Below are 16586 nucleotides of genomic sequence, written 5' to 3' on the forward strand. Positions count from 1 at the left end.
AAAGTTATTAAAGATTTTCGACGATTTGACCTACTCGCGAGTAGCGCTGCGGATTCAGACGGCGCAAAAAATGCGCGCCCAGAAAGCCGCCCAATGCGACGATCAGCACCAGATAAGGCAGGGATGAAACCACGGGGGAGGCGGAGCCGCTCAATACGTCAAGGTTGCCGACCACCATGATCAGCGCCGCCGACATGCCGATCGCCGAGATAACGGGGGCAATCAGCCGGCTCCACAGGGAAACCCGCAGTGATGAGTGGCGCAGGAAATACACCACCACCGCGACGGAAACGCAAAGCTGCAACAGCAGAATCGACATGCTGCCCAATGCAGACGCCCAGGCAAAGACGTGCGCCATCGGGTCGAGCCGGGCGAGGGCGAACAGCGCCGTTGCGCAAAACATAAAGACGCCCTGCGCAAGGCTTGCCACATAGGGCGTTTGGTGCCTCGGGTGCGTTTTCGCCATTTTCGACCACGCCAGGCCGTCGCGGCTGATGGCGAATAAATAACGTGAAAGGGTATTGTGAAACGCCTGCGCCGCCGCAAAAAGACTGGTCAGCAGCAGGACGGACATCACATGGATCGCCCAGGGCCCTAATACGCTCTCCGTCACGCTAAAGACGAACATGCCCGGATCCTTTGCCGCCATCGCCGCGATGTTCGCCGAACCGGCATACTGCACGAACGCCCAGCCGGTCAGGGCGAAAAAGGCGGTAATCAACGTCACCGCCAACAGCGTGGCGCGAGGGATGACTTTTCCCGGTTCACGGCACTCTTCCGAGTAAATCGCCGTGGCTTCGAATCCGACAAAAGAGCAGATGGCGAATATCATGGCGATCCCGATATCGCCATGAAATACGGTTGCCAGGCTGAATGAACTTAACTCGAAGGCGATCGGCCGCGTGAAGATAGCGACATCCGCCAGCAGCACAATACCGACTTCCAGCAGCATCAAGACCCCAAGCACCTTGCCGCCCAGCTCGACCTTGGCGATGCCGAGCGCCACCACCAGAATCTGCATGGCCAGCGAGAACAGCCACCAGGGAATAACCACCCCGGTTTGAACGTGAAGGAACTGCGAGAAAAAGAAGCCGAACATGGCCGTGACGGCAAGCTGTATCGCCGTATAGGCCAGCAGGGCGATGCTTAATCCGGCGATGCCGCAGCGGGTACCCAGTCCCTGGGCGATATACGCGTAAAACGCGCCGGCATTGACCACGTAGCGGCTCATGGCGATGAATCCGAAGCTGAAAACGATCAGCAATATCCCTGCCAGAACGTATACGCCCGGTACGCCGGCGCCGTTTCCCGCCATAAACGCGACGGGCAATCCCCCGATAACCCCGGTTAACGGCGAGGCGGCCGCAATGACGAAAAAGATGATCGACCACAGTCCGAGACTGCCTTTCTGAAGCTGATTTTTTTGCGGATATCGATTTTCTTGCGGAAAATTGTGCTTTGCCATGTTCCCGTCCCCTTGCTGATGGATCATGGCCAGTCTATGAAGCTGTGGGACGTTGCCGTTATCGAAATCTGGCAAACATTTCAGCCGGGGCAGCGAATGGCTTTAAGGGTCTGCGACGGCAGTTCGCCGAACAAACGTTTATAGTCGACGGTAAATTGAGACAGGTGCCAAAACCCCCATTTTGAAGCGATCTCGCTGATATTCGAGGCTTCATTACCCATAACCAGCATCCTTTTCACGCCGTTCAGCCGCATGTTTTTGAGAAAAACGGCCGGACTTTGCCCGGTCACCGTCTCAAAACAGTTCTGTAACGTGCGGCGGGAAGTGTGCGTGATAAGGCATAGCTCATCCATGGTCAGCGGCCGGTCCCGGTTGGCTATCAGCGCTTCCTGCGCTTTAGCCACAACGCGCTGCGCTTTCTGGCGCGAATGTTTTACCGCCGGGGGATGCTTGCCGATTACATCGAAAAAGGCGAACGCCAAGCCTCTGATGTCGCTCTTGAACTGAAGTCTGGCCTGTTTTTCCGCCATCTGTAGAGGATGTTCTATCATGCTGTGGAGCACTGCCGTTATCTGTCGCCTGATGCGAGACGCCAACGCATCGTTCCTGACGGCGTAAACGGCGTGCGGTAATTCATCGATCATATCGGGGATCAGGGAAAGCGGGATGCTTAATACCTGCAATGATGAGTATTCAGGCGTTTGCAGCATCAATTCCCCACGTTTGTAAGACCAGGTGACATCCTGCAACGTCAGATTTTTTCCCATCCAGCGCGTATCGCCCGACAGGGCGTTGAATACCCCTAAACAGAGCGTATCCGCGCGGCCTTCACCGCTTTGAAACACCGATTGCGACAGCCGCTCTTCGTAAAATTGCACGCCATCCAGCCAGGCTTCTTTAATCTCGCCTTCGAATCGGCCCTGAGAAATCTGGTCGTAGCGTAATGACCAGTCAGTAAGGAGTTGACTATGCTGGGCCAGCTCTTGAATATGCGAGGCGCAACGGAAACCATTCTGCTGACTGGAATAAGAAGTGAGTTCCATAATCTGTCCTTACCTGAAAAAGAGGGTAAAAAAGATCAGCAAAAATCAAGCCATGAAAATATCGAAATCTGGCAGAATTTTAATCTGTGAAACAAGAAACGACGGGATATTGATTCAAACCCACGCTTAATTAAGGTCTAAATCTATTGCCTTCTTAATATGCCGAAATAAAACCCGCTTTCCCGTTGCACCAATATAGGTGAATTGCTCATTTTTGAAGCACCCATTCCCCTGACGCTCCCGTCCGCTATTATTTTGACGCGCCCGCGCGGCAAGCGTAGCGGGGTGTTCACCGCTTTTCGCCCTGCGGCATGAACCGACTGATTCGACTATGCTTACGGTTATCTGAAATAGGCTTGCGGCGGGTTCTCTCTGTGAAGATCGCGACGCCTGGCAAGCATGCAAAACAAGGGGATGGAATGAAAGGGTTGATGGAATCTCACTCACGCTGGCTGTTGCCGGTTCTGATGTTTTTTATTGCGCTGCAACTGGCCGCCTGCGGCGATTCCGAGGCCGACCAGCGCAAAGCGTTCGTCGGTTTTCTGCAAAATATTCATTTGCCGCAGGATGGGAAATTACCTGTATTGACGGAAGAGCAAAAGACCCAATTCGGGCCTTTTGTTAACGATTACGCTATTTTAACCACTTTTTCCCAGCAGTTCGATCAAGCGGTGGCGGGCAGCCTGACGCCGATGCTGGATCAGGTTTCCCGTATTCGCGTACCGCAGGATTATCTGTTGCAGCGCGATAATCTTCGCCAGTCCGCCGCCGCGGTAAACCTGCTGGGACAGCAGATTCAGACGGCCAAGTCGCAGGCAGACAATGCGCTGCGCCAGCTCAAACAGCCGGAAGAGCTACAGGTTATCTATCATCGACTGTACGCGCAGGTCGTTACGCAGCCGACCAATGTCTTACTGCCAATCATTCCCGGCGCCATCTCGTTTGTACAAAGTCTGATTCAGGTAGGCGACTACCTTGAAGCGCAGGGCGATCAGGCGATCTTTAACGGCGATTCGGTGCAATTCCGTACGCCGCAGCAGGTTGCTCAATATAACGGCATGGTGGCGGCGCTCGCGGTTCAACAACAGAGTTTGATGAGTGCGTTGAATGGCGCGGTAAAGCGTTAGAATGTTCCGTGCTCCTGATTTGGCGTTCAGCCGAAAATAAATTGTGATTTATCTCTCATAAGCGATACAAAAGCATGTTGCGGAATTGTGATTCTTGTCACATCTCCGCTAACGTGTGAATGCGCAATATTTGTCCAAAATCCCGCCTTTTGTGAACTCCATCACTAATTTGTGACTCACATGTTTTTCAAATGTGTGACATTTGTCACAAATTTCCCTTCGATTGCTAAGTGAAAACAGAATGCTAGAGTCCGATCTGCATACGGGGATCGGACGGAAATTACTCACTCCGTCTCACGAAAATGACCACGCGCTCTCAACGTCAGCGCGTTCAACAGGAGTGTGTTTTTATGCTTTCACCAGACATCAAGATCAAGGTTCAGAACTTTGGTCGCTTTCTTAGCAACATGGTGATGCCCAACATCGGCGCATTTATCGCCTGGGGTATTATTACCGCGCTGTTTATTCCTACCGGTTGGCTTCCCAACGAAACGCTGGCGAAACTGGTCGGCCCCATGATCACCTATCTGCTGCCGTTGCTGATTGGTTATACCGGCGGCCGTCTGGTGTTTGGCGAACGCGGCGGCGTGGTCGGCGCCATCACCACCATCGGGGTGATCGCCGGGACCGATATCCCGATGTTCATGGGAGCGATGATTGCCGGTCCGTTGGGCGGGTGGGCGATTAAGCGCTTCGACACGCTGGTTGACGGCAAAATCAAAAGCGGTTTTGAAATGCTGGTCAACAACTTCTCTGCCGGCATCATCGGTATGCTGCTGGCGATCCTGTCGTTTCTGGCTATCGGTCCGCTGGTCGAGGTGTTCTCGCAGGCGCTGGCCGCCGGCGTTAACGTGATGGTACGCAACAGCCTGTTGCCGTTGACCTCTATCTTCGTCGAACCGGCAAAAATTCTGTTCCTGAACAACGCCATCAACCACGGTATCTTCTCGCCGCTGGGCATTCAGCAGGCGACGGAAACCGGCAAATCCATCTTCTTCCTGATTGAAACCAACCCTGGCCCCGGTCTGGGCGTACTGGTCGCGTATATGCTTTTTGGCCGCGGCAACGCCAAAGAGTCCGCTCCGGGCGCGGCCATCATCCACTTTTTTGGCGGTATCCACGAAATCTACTTCCCCTACGTGCTGATGAATCCGCGCCTGATCATCGCCGTTATCCTCGGCGGTATGACCGGCGTATTCACGCTGAGCCTGCTGGGCGGCGGCCTGATTTCTCCGGCGTCTCCGGGCTCTATTCTGGCTGTGCTCGCCATGACGCCGAAAGGCGCTTATTTCGCCAACCTGACGGCCATTGTGGCGGCATTCGCCGTCTCTTTCGTGGTTGCCGTGGTTCTGCTGAAAAGCACGAAAAACAAACCTGAAGAAGACCTCGACGAAGCGACTCGGCGCGTGCAGGCGTTGAAATCGTCGACCAAAGGCGCGGATAGCGTCAGTACCGGCGTCAGCGGCGATTTAAGCACCGTGCGTAAAATTATCGTTGCCTGCGACGCCGGCATGGGCTCCAGCGCCATGGGCGCCGGCGTGCTGCGCAAAAAAGTGCAGGATGCCGGGCTGGCGAATGTCTCCGTCACCAACAGCGCCATCAATAACCTGCCGCCGGATGTCGATCTGGTCATTACCCACCGCGATCTTACCGAACGCGCATTGCGCCATGCGCCGCAGGCTCAGCACATCTCGCTGACCAACTTCCTCGATAGCCAACTGTATGGCGATCTGGTCGCCCGTCTGGTCGCCGCGCAGGGCAGCGCTTCTCCGGCGCCGGCAACCGCGGCCGCCAAACCGGATGTCGTCGGTGAAGGGGCCACGCTGTTCCAGCTTGGCGCCGCCAATGTCTTCCTCAACCAACAGGCCGCAAGCAAAGAACAGGCTATCCGTTTTGCCGGTGAACAACTGGTGAAAGGCGGTTACGTGGAGCCGGCCTACGTCGATGCGATGTTGGAGCGTGAAGAACTGACGTCAACCTATCTGGGCGAATCCATCGCGGTGCCGCACGGGACGATCGAAGCCAAAGACCAGGTGCTGAAAACCGGCGTGGTCTTCTGTCAGTACCCCGACGGCGTGCGCTTCGGCGAGAGCGACGATGACGTCGCGCGCCTGGTTATCGGTATTGCCGCCCGGAATAACGAACACATTCAGGTGATTACCAGCCTGACCAATGCGCTGGACGACGAATCCGTGATTGAGCGTCTGACGCATACCCAGAACGTACAGGATGTGCTCGACCTGCTGTCGGGCAAAAAGAGCGCCTGAAACGGTGACGCCGCCTGCGGGCGGCCTCTTATCAGAATGTTGTTTTAAAAGGGTAAAGCATGATGAAAGCATTACATTTTGGTGCTGGTAATATCGGTCGCGGGTTCATCGGTAAACTGTTGGCTGACGCCGATACCGAACTGACCTTTGCGGATGTTAATCAGCCGCTGTTGGATGCGTTGAATAGCCGCAATAGCTATCAGGTACGCATCGTGGGCGAACAAACGCGGCTCGATGCCGTCAGCAATGTCAGCGCCGTTCACAGCGGCAGTCAGGACGCGGTGGCGCTGATCGCCGAGGCCGATCTGGTCACCACGGCCGTCGGGCCGCAAATTCTGGAAAAGATCGCCGGAACCATCGCGCAGGGGCTGGTGAAACGTCGCGCCGACGGCAACGAGCGTCCGTTGAACATTATCGCCTGCGAGAATATGGTGCGCGGCACCAGCCAGCTTAAACAGCACGTGCTGAAGCTGTTGCCGGCCGACCAGCGGCAGTGGGTCGAGGAACATGTGGGATTCGTCGATTCCGCCGTCGACCGTATCGTCCCGCCTGCCGAAGCCGGCGGCGGCGATATCCTGGCCGTTACGGTGGAAACCTTCAGCGAATGGATCGTCGACCAGACTCAGTTCAAGGAAACGCCGCCGGCCATTCCGGGGATGGAGCTGACCGATAACCTGATGGCGTTTGTCGAGCGCAAACTGTTTACGCTGAACACCGGCCATGCCATCACCGCGTATCTGGGTCAGTTGGCGAAACGCCAGACGGTGCGTGACGCCATTCTCGACCCGAAGATACGCGCCGTGGTTAAAGGCGCGATGGAAGAGAGCGGCGCCGTATTGATTCAACGCTACGGTTTCGATCCTGAAAAACACGCGGCCTATATCGATAAAATTCTCAGCCGCTTTGAAAACCCTTACCTGCATGATGATGTTGAACGTGTGGGACGCCAGCCCCTGCGTAAACTGAGCGCGGGCGACCGGCTGATTAAGCCGCTGCTGGGGACGCTGGAATATCAATTGCCGCATGATAATCTGATTACCGGCATTGCCGCGGCGATGCATTTCCGCAGCGAGCAGGATCCGCAAGCGCGGGAGTTAGCCGCATTACTGGAAAAACTGGGGCCGCAGGCGGCGCTGGCGCAGATTTCCGGTCTGGATGCGGAGAGTGAAGTTGTCGCCCGGGCGGTGAGTGTGTATAACGCCATGCAGTAATCGGCGCGCGATCCCTGGTTGCGTTCAGTACCGTTGATGTTTGGAACTGGTGATGCCGGGCATAACCGACATCACCGTATCCGTCGGTAAGTCAGGTTACCGGATTGGAGATAATCGGTGTACGGATTAGCGCAATGGAAGTGACGATGGAAGAAACACAGGCGTTTGAAAACCGGGTTCTTGAATCACTCAATTCGGCCTCCACGGTACGTGATTTCATGCTCCGGGCCGCCGAGTTATTAGCTGAAGCGGTCAGTATTCTGATGTTGCAGGTATTCCGCAAGGATGACTATGCCGTTAAATACGCGGTTGAACCGCTGATGACGGGAACCGGCCCGCTGGGGGATCTGTGCGTGCGTCTCAAGCTGATTTACGGGTTAGGGATGATCAGCCGTAAAGAGTATGAGGATGCCGAATTGCTGCTGGCGTTGAGCGACGAATTGGCGCACGACGAGCATAATTATCATTTTACCGACGATGAAATTCTTGGCCCGATTGGCGAATTGCACTGCGTCAGCGTATTGCCCGCCGAGCCGCCATTGCCCGCCGCCGCTGCCGATAACGTATTGATCGGCATGCAACAACAGCGTTATCAGCAGATGATTCGTTCCACGCTGGTGTTATCGCTCACGGAATTGATTTCCCGGATTAGCTTGAAAAAAGCCTTTTAGCCGAGGTTTCCTTCCCCTTGACCACTGCACCTGCGACACGGTTTCGTGTATGCTTGCACCCGCATGATTCTCCCGTGATACAGGTTTATACGTTATGAAAGAGCAGGAAAAAACAGAAATTAAACGCCTTAGCGATCAATTGGATAAGTTGAATCGTAAGCAGATCTCCCTGCTTGAACAGGGCGATGCCGAAGCGATAGCGCTTAATCTGGAAGCATGCGAGAAGCTGGCGGCGGAAATTGAACGCCTGCGCAATGTGAGGGAGCAGAAACTCAGCCAGGAAGCGAAAAAGCTGACCCGTTTGCCATTCAGCCGCGCCATCAGCAAAAAAGAGCAGGCGAATCTGGGCGCGCTGAAGAAAAGCGTACGCGGATTGGTGGTGGTGCATCCCATGACGGCGCTGGGACGCGAAATGGGTTTGCAAGAGATGACGGGTTACGCGCCCAAAGCATTTTAACCCGCCGATCCGTCTCTGCCGCTACCTTATTATCCCCGTAATACTTCGGCGCCCAGTTAACCCCTTGCCATTCCCGTCAACACTGCGTCATCCCCGTTAACTCCTCGTCATCCCCGCGGTAGTAGGCGGGGATCGCCGGCTGAAACCGTAGACAGCCATTGACTGATTCCCGCCTACGCGAGAATGACGGTGGGGGTGCGTCTCTGCCGCAACCTGGTTATCCCCGTTAATACTTCGGCGCCCAGTTAACCCCTCGCCATTCCCGTCAACACTGCGTCATCCCCGTTAACTCCTCGTCATCCCCGCGGCAGTCGGCGGGGATCGCCGGCTGAAACCGTAGACAGCCATTGACTGATTCCCGCCTACGCGAGAATGACGGTGGGGAGGCGTATCTGCCGCTACCTTATTATCCCCGTAATACTTCGGCGCCCAGTTAACCCCTCGCCATTCCCGTCAACACTGCGTCATCCCCGTTAACCCCTCGTCATCCCCGTTAACTCCTCGTCATCCCCGCGGCAGTCGGCGGGGATCGCCTGCTGAAACCGTAGACAGTCATTGACTGATTCCCGCCTACGCGAGAATGACGGTGGGGAGGCGTCTCCGCCGCAACCTTGTTATCCCCGTTAATACTTCGGCACCCAGTTAACGCCTCGCCATTCCCGTTAACACTGTGTCATCCCCGTTAACTCCTCGTCATCCCCGCGGCAGTCGGCGGGGATCGCCTGCTGAAACCGTAGACAGTCATTGACTGATTCCCGCCTACGCGAGAATGACGGTGGGGGTGCGTCTCTGCCGCAACCTGGTTATCCCCGTAATACTTCGGCGCCCAGTTAACCCCTCGCCATTCCCGTCAACACTGCGTCATCCCCGTTAACTCCTCGTCATCCCCGCGGCAGTCGGCGGGGATCGCCGGCTGAAACCGTAGACAGCCATTGACTGATTCCCGCCTACGCGAGAATGACGGTGGGGAGGCGTATCTGCCGCTACCTTATTATCCCCGTAATACTTCGGCGCCCAGTTAACCCCTCGCCATTCCCGTCAACACTGCGTCATCCCCGTTAACTCCTCGTCATCCCCGCGGCAGTAGGCGGGGATCGCCGGCTGAAACCGTAGACAGTCATTGACTGATTCCCGCCTACGCGAGAATGACGGCGGGGATCGCCGGCTGAAACCGTAGATAGCCATTGACTGATTCCCGCCTACGCGAGAATGAAGCCGGGCGCCGTTTATTCGTCCTCCGGCGGTTTGCGGACGTTACTGTTTAAAACCTAACTGCGGCGATGGGCGGGAAAGCGCGATGCCGGCCGGCGAGTCATCGTCCTGTGCGTTCGCCAGTCGAAATACGGAAACCGCCTGTTTGAGCAACGCGGCCTGCTCTTCCAGCGAATCCGCCGCCGCGGAGGACTGTTGAACCAGCGCGGCATTCTGCTGGGTGGTGCTGTCCATTTCCACAATCGCCTGATTGATCTGCGTAATTCCCCGGCTCTGTTCATCCGACGCGGTGGCGATCTCGCCCATAATGCTATGTACCTGGGTCACAGAGGTGACGATATCATTCATCGTTTTACCCGCGTTGCCGACCAGCGTTGCCCCGTGGCTCACCTGTTCGACGGATTCGGCGATCAGGCTGGCGATTTCTTTGGCCGCCTGCGAACTGCGCTGCGCCAGATTGCGAACTTCGCTGGCGACCACGGCGAATCCCCGGCCTTGCTCGCCCGCGCGGGCGGCTTCAACGGCGGCGTTCAGGGCCAGAATATTGGTCTGGAAAGCGATGCCGTTAATCACCGAGGTGATCTCCGCGATACGTCGGGAGCTGTGCTCAATCTCCGTCATGGTTTTCACCACGTTATTCACCTGCTCGCCGCCTTGTTTCGCCGTTTGGGAGGCGTTGATCACCAGCGTATTGGCGTGATGGGCATTGTCCGCATTTTGTTTTACCGTTGCGGTCAGCTGTTCCATGCTGGCGGCGGTTTGTTCAACGGCGGCGGCCTGTTGCTCGGTACGCGAGGACAGATCGGTGTTGCCGGCGACGATCTCCCTTGAGGCGGTGAAGATCTGGCTAACGCCGATGCGGATCTCATCGATCATATTGTGCAGGTTGGCATTCATCTTCGACATGGCTCTGATGAGCTGGCCCAGCTCATCACGGCGGGTGGTGTCGAGGCTCATGGTAAGATCGCCGGTGGCGATGCGTTCGGCCATATTCAGCGTGTTATGCAGCGGCGTCGTTATCTGGCGTGAGATAAACCAGGAAATCAGCAAGCCAAGGATAAGGGTAATCAGCGCGGTGATGCCCATCTGTATCTCGGCCGTGCGGATGTCCTGCTGCGTGAGCTGTAGCTGCTCGTTCAGCAGGGACTTGATGATCAGATTGAGCTGCTCAGCGATATTTTGCAGCTGTTGCGCCTGAGCCAGCTCTTCCCGATAGGCGGGAATATAGGCCATGGCGCGCCCTTCATAAACGCTCAGGGTGTTGAGAACCGGCGTAAGCGTCGCCTTTTGTTCCGCGGTCAGATACGGATGCTGATGCAGCTCATTCAGCGTGGCCTGTGCTTCTTTAATGGCGGCGGCGAGGTTTTCCTGCGCTTCCTCATCGCGCGACAGCAATAAGCCGCGGACATGATAGCGTACGGCCATCAGTTTATAATTCAGTTCGGTAAACAGTAATTGCAGCGCGGTCGCGCTGTAGTCGCTAATTAATTGATCGCCCAATTTTTTTAATGGTTCTTCCGTTTCGGAAATATTCCAGCTTTTCCTGACATTATCTTTTTTGTCGACGGCTTCAATGTAGTTTTGCTGTTTTTGCCGATATTCGGCGATCAGACTTTCTATCTGCGGAAATTTTTCGCTGATGTTTTCCGGCCAGTCCAGTTCTTTGGCGTGAGAGGCATAGGTATTGATTTTATCGATGCTGACATTGTTTTGTTTTATATCTTCAGCGTCATAGGTGGAGCTATAGCGTACGCGATAATATTTTGCCTGATTAATTTCATCATTGATATTGTTGCTTAAGTTCACCTTATCAATGCTTTCTTGTAATTCCTCAATGTGCATGATGCCTGCGCCGGCAATAATGATCGTCATTATTAAGACCAGGAAGAAGCCTAAGCCTAATTTTTTACCGACGTTGATATCTTCGAATTTTATCGCCATTTTTTCTTCCATTATCCCATAAACAGAATACGTTCTCTGGCGCACGCATCACGTTTTATCACGCTGACAATGGAAGGTTGCGCCATAAGATGTCGTGTGAAGTACAACATATCGGTATAAAAACCACGCGATAGAATCACGTATAAATTATCGGCAATAAGTAATAAAACTTTAACATCTTCCGTGACGGCGCGGCGATGAAAAATAGGTATGAAAAACAGAAAGTAAAAAGAAAATAAAAAACCGGAATAACAATTTGTTATTCCGGTTCTGTTATCAAATATGAATTGACGGGTAATTAATGCGGCCGATTATTTTTTCGCTTCCGAGAAACGTTTGGCGGCTTCGTCCCAGTTGACGACGTTCCAGAACGCCTTGATATAGTCAGGACGACGGTTCTGGAATTTCAGGTAGTAAGCGTGTTCCCAGACGTCCAGCGCCACAATCGGATAGCCGGAAGCGCCGGAAATGGCTTCGCCCATCAGCGGGCTATCCTGATTGGCGGTGGAAACAACGTCCAGTTTGCCGTCATCTTTCAGTACCAGCCAGGCCCAGCCGGAGCCAAATCGGGTTGCGGCGGCCTTTTCAAATTTTTCTTTGAAAGCGTCGACGCTGCCGAAATCGCGTTCAATGGCGGCTTTCAGATCGCCGGTCAACGTCGTGTCCAGTTTCAGGCCTTTCCAGAACAGGCTATGGTTGGCGTGTCCGCCCACGTTGTTGCGTAAAGCGGTCTTTTTATCCGCCGGTACTTTGTCCAATTGCGCGATCAGTTCTTCCGGCGTCAGTTGTGCGAATTCAGGCAGGGATTCCAGCGCTGCATTAGAATTATTAACGTAGGTCTGATGGTGCTTGGAGTGATGGATTTCCATCGTTTGTTTGTCGAAATGTGGCTCCAGCGCATCATAAGCATAAGGCAGTGGCGGTAGTGAATAACTCATGTTTAGCATCTCCGTGGTTGTCGTACCTAAGTGTTGTAGTACTGAAAACAGGTATCGTACACAATTATTCTAGTACACAAAATTTTGCGGCACCGCTTTTGTTAGCACCGCGTAAGAATTAGGTTCATTATAGTTAATTAAATGATATTGAAAATGATTATTCTTGTTTGAAGGCGTTTCCGCTTGTTGTTTTAGGGCCGTATAACAAGCGGTTATGTGCTTCTGCTATGTGATGAAACAAATCAGTCTAAGTAATGCGTCATCAGACTAAGCTTTTTGATCCCGGCCGTTATTCATGCAGCCGCTGCGGATGAGTATAGATGGTGCAGCGCCCCGGACGACAAAATCCCACCAGCGTCAAATTGCATCGCTCGGCGACCTCCACGGCCAACGAGGTGGCGGCGGAAACCGCAAACAGGATCTCCACGCCGCACATGGCGGACTTTTGCACCATCTCGTAACTGGCCCGGCTGGAAACCAGCACGGCGCCTTGCCGCCAGGGGTTTTTCGCGCGCATGCCGAGCAGTTTATCCAGCGCGACGTGGCGTCCGACATCCTCGCAGCCGCCGCTCAGCGCGCCCTCCGGCGTAATCCAGGCCGCGGCATGCGTACAACCCGTCAACTGACCCACCTGTTGTACGTTCTTCAACTGCGTCAACGCCGACTCAAGGCGGCTGAGCGAAAAAGTTTGGGTAAAGGGCAGGGGCGTAACGGGCTTGCCGATCTCCGCCAGTTGCTCCACGCCGCAGACGCCGCAGCCGGTACGGCCATCCATCGCCCGGCGCCGTTCTTTTAAACCGGCGAAGCGGCGGCTGGAAAGCTCGATCTGAACTTCAATGCCGTTGCACGCCGGCTGCACGTCTATGCCGTAAATATCCTGCGGCGACTGAATGATGCCCTCGGACAGGGAGAATCCCAGCGCGAACAGCTCAAGATCTTTCGGCGAAGCCATCATCACCACATGTGAAATACCGTTATAGACCAGCGCCACCGGCACTTCCTCCGCCAGCCAGTCGGCCTGCGGCTGCGCCAGCGTCCCCTGATGGCTGACTGTCCGCCGGCATGCGCCTGTCGGCAGCGCGATCGTTTGTGGATTAACGCTTTTCACCTGGAATACCTGTGTTCGTGTCGCTGATTCATACCGGTATTATTTCACCGCCTCCCGGCCGATGCGAACTTTTCTCTGCGAACCGCGATCGCGCGTGGATTGCTGGTTGCTTATTTGTTTATTTATGGTTGCAAAAATGTGACCCATCTCGAAGAGTGACTATTCTCCCTGCCTGGGCGCTGTCATAAACGCCGATCCCTGCTTACGATTTAACCATGTTCCCTGACTCACGTTCGTTTTCACATTGCCCCTGTTTTCACTGCGGCTCCGCCGCGTACCCAGACCGCGAGAAGGAGATTGACATGGCATATGACATCGCTGAAAGCCGGACGACGACCGGTGAATACGACGCGCTTAATCTGAAAAAACGTTACGACAACTTTATCGGGGGAGCTTGGGTCCCGCCTGATGAGGGAGAGTATTTTGTTAATCTGACGCCGGTGACCGGCCAGCCGCTGTGTGAAGTCGCCAGTTCCACCTCGCGGGATGTCGATCACGCGCTGGACGCCGCCCACCAGGCGAAAGCAGAATGGGGCGCCATGTCCGTGCAGCAACGCGCGCTGCTTCTGAACCGCATTGCCGACCGAATGGAGCAAAACCTTGAACGTCTGGCGATGGTGGAAACCTGGGATAACGGTAAACCCATTCGGGAAACCCGCGGCGCGGATGTGCCGCTGGCGATTGATCACTTCCGCTATTTTGCCGCCTGCATTCGCTCGCAGGAGGGGGCTATCAGTGAAATCGACGGCGATACCGTGGCCTATCATTTCCATGAACCGCTGGGCGTCGTCGGCCAGATCATTCCCTGGAATTTCCCGCTATTGATGGCCTGCTGGAAAATGGCGCCCGCGCTGGCGGCGGGAAACTGCATCGTGCTTAAGCCCGCCAAGCTGACGCCGGTGTCGGTGCTGGTGCTGATGGAGTTGATTCAGGATATTCTGCCGCCGGGCGTGATTAACGTGGTGAACGGTTCAGGCAGCGAAATTGGCGAATATCTGGCGACCTCGAAGCGCGTCGCCAAAGTGGCGTTTACCGGTTCGACGGAAGTAGGTCAGCAAATCATGGGTTATGCGGCGCAGAACGTGACGCCGGTTACGCTGGAGCTGGGCGGCAAATCGCCTAATATCTTTTTTGCGGATGTGATGGATAAAGAAGACAGCTTCTTTGACAAAGTGCTGGAAGGGTTCACGCTGTTCGCCTTTAATCAGGGCGAAGTCTGTACCTGTCCGAGCCGGGCGCTGGTTCAGGAATCCATCTACGAGCGTTTTATGGAGCGGGCGATTAAGCGCGTGGAATCCATTCGTATCGGTCATCCGCTGGACGACAAAACCATGATGGGCGCTCAGGTGTCCGCCGGACAGATGGATACCATTCTCAACTACATCGATATCGGTAAGAAAGAAGGCGCCCGCGTGCTGACGGGGGGCCAGCGTAAAGCGATGCCCAGCGACCTGGCGCAGGGATATTATCTGGAACCCACGATTCTGTTTGGTAAAAACAGTATGCGGGTGTTCCAGGAAGAGATCTTCGGGCCGGTGCTGGCGGTGACGACCTTCAAAACTATGGATGATGCGCTGGAGATCGCGAACGACACCGAATACGGTCTCGGCGCGGGCGTATGGAGCCGCAACGGCAGCGTGGCCTACCGGATGGGGCGCGGTATTCAGGCCGGACGCGTCTGGACCAACTGCTACCATGCTTATCCGGCGCACGCGGCGTTCGGCGGTTACAAACAGTCGGGCATCGGACGCGAAAACCACAAGATGATGCTGGAGCATTACCAGCAAACCAAATGTTTGCTGGTGAGCTATTCGGATAAACCGCTGGGGCTGTTCTGATTCGCTATCGCGCCTCCGCTTTGCCGGCGGAGGCGCGACGGGCGAGTCCCGGCAATTGAATGTTTTATGCGCGACAACACCATTTTTATACCGCCCGCTGGCGCGCGCCCGAGGTAGGGCGCGCATGGCGGCGTCTCGTATTCAGCCCATTCCCCATTGTATGGCTTATCAACAGGCTCTACCCTGTGCGATATCCTTTGTCTCTCCAAGAGGTTATGCATGACCGGGAAGATCGGCTGGATTGATAACCTGCGGGCGGTGGCCTGCCTGATGGTCGTTCTGATTCATAGCACAACCTACTACATCACCGCCGGCGGCGCGCCGGGCGATACGCACTGGGATGTGGCGAATATCCTTAATTCGGCCTCGCGGGCTTGCGTGCCGCTGTTCTTCATGATTTCCGGCTATCTGTTTTTTGGCGAGCGTAGCGCGCGGCAAAAACATTTTCTGCGGATTGGCTTGTGTATTCTGTTTTATAGCGTCGTCTCGCTGATTTATATGGCGACGCTAACGCCAATCAACCCGCTGAACGCCGCCAGATATTTCCTGCAAAAACCGATTTTTTATCACCTGTGGTTTTTCTATGCGATTGTGGTGATCTATCTGCTCTCACCGTTAATTCACGTCAAGCCCGTGTCGGGCAAGTATCTGGCTATTTTCATCGTGGCGCTGGCGGTGATTGCCAACCCCAATACGGGACAGGTTGATTTTGCCGGCGTTAAGCTATTGCCGGTAAACCTCTATGTCTACGGCGATACCTTTTACTATCTGCTGTATGCGCTGGTCGGCCGGGCGCTCGGCATGCTGGATATTCCCCGGCGCGCGGCGCTGGCGGCCATTCCGGCGTTTATTTTGTGCGTGTTGCTGGTGGCGATGGGAACAAAACATCACTCGTTGCTGAACGATAATTTCAATCAGACGTTTTACCTCTACGGCGGCCCGCTGGTTTTTCTGGCGGCGGTCAGCCTGCTGATGGCGTTCAAACGTTATCTGAACCACCGCGTGCTGCCCGGATTTGATCTGATATCGCGCCATTCGCTGGCGATTTACGGTTTTCATGCGCCGATCATTCACTATCTGCGCACCCACGGTATGGATATCCCGTCGCAGCCGGTGCTGGATATCTTTTACATCTTCAGCGCCGCCTTGCTGGGTAGCCTGCTGTTGTCGATGGCGTTACAGAAAATCGACAGCCGGCGTCTGGTCAGTTAAGGCCGGTTACTCGTCTTGCTGTCTCTGGCGCAGCTGCGCGCGGCGTACACGCAGACCAGCGTCAGGGTTTGCGCGCTCAGCGCGGGTTTGAGCCGC

The 16586-nt window shown here is 55.1% G+C and carries 12 protein-coding genes; 7 read left to right on the forward strand and 5 right to left on the reverse strand.

Annotated elements, in window-relative coordinates; translation table 11 throughout:
• Positions 1 to 7: 7 nt before the first annotated feature.
• The gene (locus ABRZ28_RS15215; RefSeq protein WP_330520773.1) at positions 8 to 1465 is read right to left on the reverse strand and encodes an APC family permease; all 1458 of its coding nucleotides are present in this window, start codon (positions 1463 to 1465) and stop codon (positions 8 to 10) included.
• 80 nt (positions 1466 to 1545) lie between these two features.
• On the reverse strand, positions 1546 to 2508 hold the full coding sequence (locus tag ABRZ28_RS15220; protein WP_330520774.1) for a helix-turn-helix domain-containing protein: 963 nt from the start codon (positions 2506 to 2508) through the stop codon (positions 1546 to 1548).
• 419 nt (positions 2509 to 2927) lie between these two features.
• Here ABRZ28_RS15220 and ABRZ28_RS15225 point away from each other — a divergent pair, with 419 nt between their 5' ends.
• From ABRZ28_RS15225 to ABRZ28_RS15245, 5 genes are all read left to right on the forward strand, one after another.
• Complete coding sequence (locus ABRZ28_RS15225; RefSeq protein WP_330520775.1) at positions 2928 to 3635, forward strand: DUF3053 domain-containing protein; 708 nt, start codon at positions 2928 to 2930, stop codon at positions 3633 to 3635.
• A gap of 350 nt (positions 3636 to 3985) precedes the next feature.
• Positions 3986 to 5902, forward strand: a complete 1917-nt coding sequence (locus tag ABRZ28_RS15230; protein ID WP_319605089.1) for a PTS mannitol transporter subunit IICBA — start codon at positions 3986 to 3988, stop codon at positions 5900 to 5902.
• A 62-nt stretch (positions 5903 to 5964) separates the two neighbouring features.
• A complete protein-coding gene (locus ABRZ28_RS15235; protein WP_319605110.1) occupies positions 5965 to 7113 on the forward strand; it encodes a mannitol-1-phosphate 5-dehydrogenase in 1149 nt (382 codons plus the stop codon).
• A gap of 134 nt (positions 7114 to 7247) precedes the next feature.
• On the forward strand, positions 7248 to 7784 hold the full coding sequence (locus tag ABRZ28_RS15240) for an MltR family transcriptional regulator (protein ID WP_330520776.1): 537 nt from the start codon (positions 7248 to 7250) through the stop codon (positions 7782 to 7784).
• Positions 7785 to 7878: 94 nt separating this feature from the next.
• Complete coding sequence (locus tag ABRZ28_RS15245) at positions 7879 to 8241, forward strand: YibL family ribosome-associated protein (RefSeq protein WP_330520777.1); 363 nt, start codon at positions 7879 to 7881, stop codon at positions 8239 to 8241.
• Between the two features lie 1254 nt (positions 8242 to 9495).
• Here the strand turns inward: ABRZ28_RS15245 and ABRZ28_RS15250 are convergent.
• From ABRZ28_RS15250 to fdhD, 3 genes are all read right to left on the reverse strand, one after another.
• Complete coding sequence (locus tag ABRZ28_RS15250) at positions 9496 to 11394, reverse strand: methyl-accepting chemotaxis protein (RefSeq protein WP_330520778.1); 1899 nt, start codon at positions 11392 to 11394, stop codon at positions 9496 to 9498.
• Between the two features lie 311 nt (positions 11395 to 11705).
• Positions 11706 to 12332 (reverse strand): superoxide dismutase [Mn], encoded by a 627-nt coding sequence (sodA, locus tag ABRZ28_RS15255; RefSeq protein ID WP_330520779.1) that lies wholly within the window; start codon positions 12330 to 12332, stop codon positions 11706 to 11708.
• Positions 12333 to 12621: 289 nt separating this feature from the next.
• Positions 12622 to 13440: a formate dehydrogenase accessory sulfurtransferase FdhD gene (gene fdhD / locus ABRZ28_RS15260; protein WP_330520781.1), complete on the reverse strand. Its 819-nt coding sequence runs from the start codon at positions 13438 to 13440 to the stop codon at positions 12622 to 12624.
• A gap of 302 nt (positions 13441 to 13742) precedes the next feature.
• On the opposite strand from fdhD, the gene exaC reads away from it, so the two are divergent.
• Positions 13743 to 15278, forward strand: a complete 1536-nt coding sequence (gene exaC / locus ABRZ28_RS15265) for an acetaldehyde dehydrogenase ExaC (RefSeq protein ID WP_330520782.1) — start codon at positions 13743 to 13745, stop codon at positions 15276 to 15278.
• Positions 15279 to 15497: 219 nt separating this feature from the next.
• The gene (locus ABRZ28_RS15270) at positions 15498 to 16490 is read left to right on the forward strand and encodes an acyltransferase (protein WP_330520783.1); all 993 of its coding nucleotides are present in this window, start codon (positions 15498 to 15500) and stop codon (positions 16488 to 16490) included.
• The last annotated feature ends 96 nt before the right edge of the window (positions 16491 to 16586 follow it).

It is taken from the genome of Brenneria sp. g21c3 (assembly GCF_040240345.1).
In the GTDB taxonomy this organism is placed as follows: domain Bacteria; phylum Pseudomonadota; class Gammaproteobacteria; order Enterobacterales; family Enterobacteriaceae; genus Brenneria.

Coding starts and splice junctions, on each gene's coding strand:
- ABRZ28_RS15245 (WP_330520777.1), top strand. CDS start 7,879: ATGAAAGAGCAGGAAAAAACAGAAATTAAACGCCTTAGCGATCAATTG.
- ABRZ28_RS15225 (WP_330520775.1), top strand. CDS start 2,928: ATGAAAGGGTTGATGGAATCTCACTCACGCTGGCTGTTGCCGGTTCTG.
- ABRZ28_RS15235 (WP_319605110.1), top strand. CDS start 5,965: ATGAAAGCATTACATTTTGGTGCTGGTAATATCGGTCGCGGGTTCATC.
- ABRZ28_RS15250 (WP_330520778.1), bottom strand. CDS start 11,394: ATGGCGATAAAATTCGAAGATATCAACGTCGGTAAAAAATTAGGCTTA.
- ABRZ28_RS15215 (WP_330520773.1), bottom strand. CDS start 1,465: ATGGCAAAGCACAATTTTCCGCAAGAAAATCGATATCCGCAAAAAAAT.
- ABRZ28_RS15240 (WP_330520776.1), top strand. CDS start 7,248: ATGGAAGTGACGATGGAAGAAACACAGGCGTTTGAAAACCGGGTTCTT.
- ABRZ28_RS15230 (WP_319605089.1), top strand. CDS start 3,986: ATGCTTTCACCAGACATCAAGATCAAGGTTCAGAACTTTGGTCGCTTT.
- sodA (WP_330520779.1), bottom strand. CDS start 12,332: ATGAGTTATTCACTACCGCCACTGCCTTATGCTTATGATGCGCTGGAG.
- exaC (WP_330520782.1), top strand. CDS start 13,743: ATGGCATATGACATCGCTGAAAGCCGGACGACGACCGGTGAATACGAC.
- ABRZ28_RS15270 (WP_330520783.1), top strand. CDS start 15,498: ATGACCGGGAAGATCGGCTGGATTGATAACCTGCGGGCGGTGGCCTGC.
- ABRZ28_RS15220 (WP_330520774.1), bottom strand. CDS start 2,508: ATGGAACTCACTTCTTATTCCAGTCAGCAGAATGGTTTCCGTTGCGCC.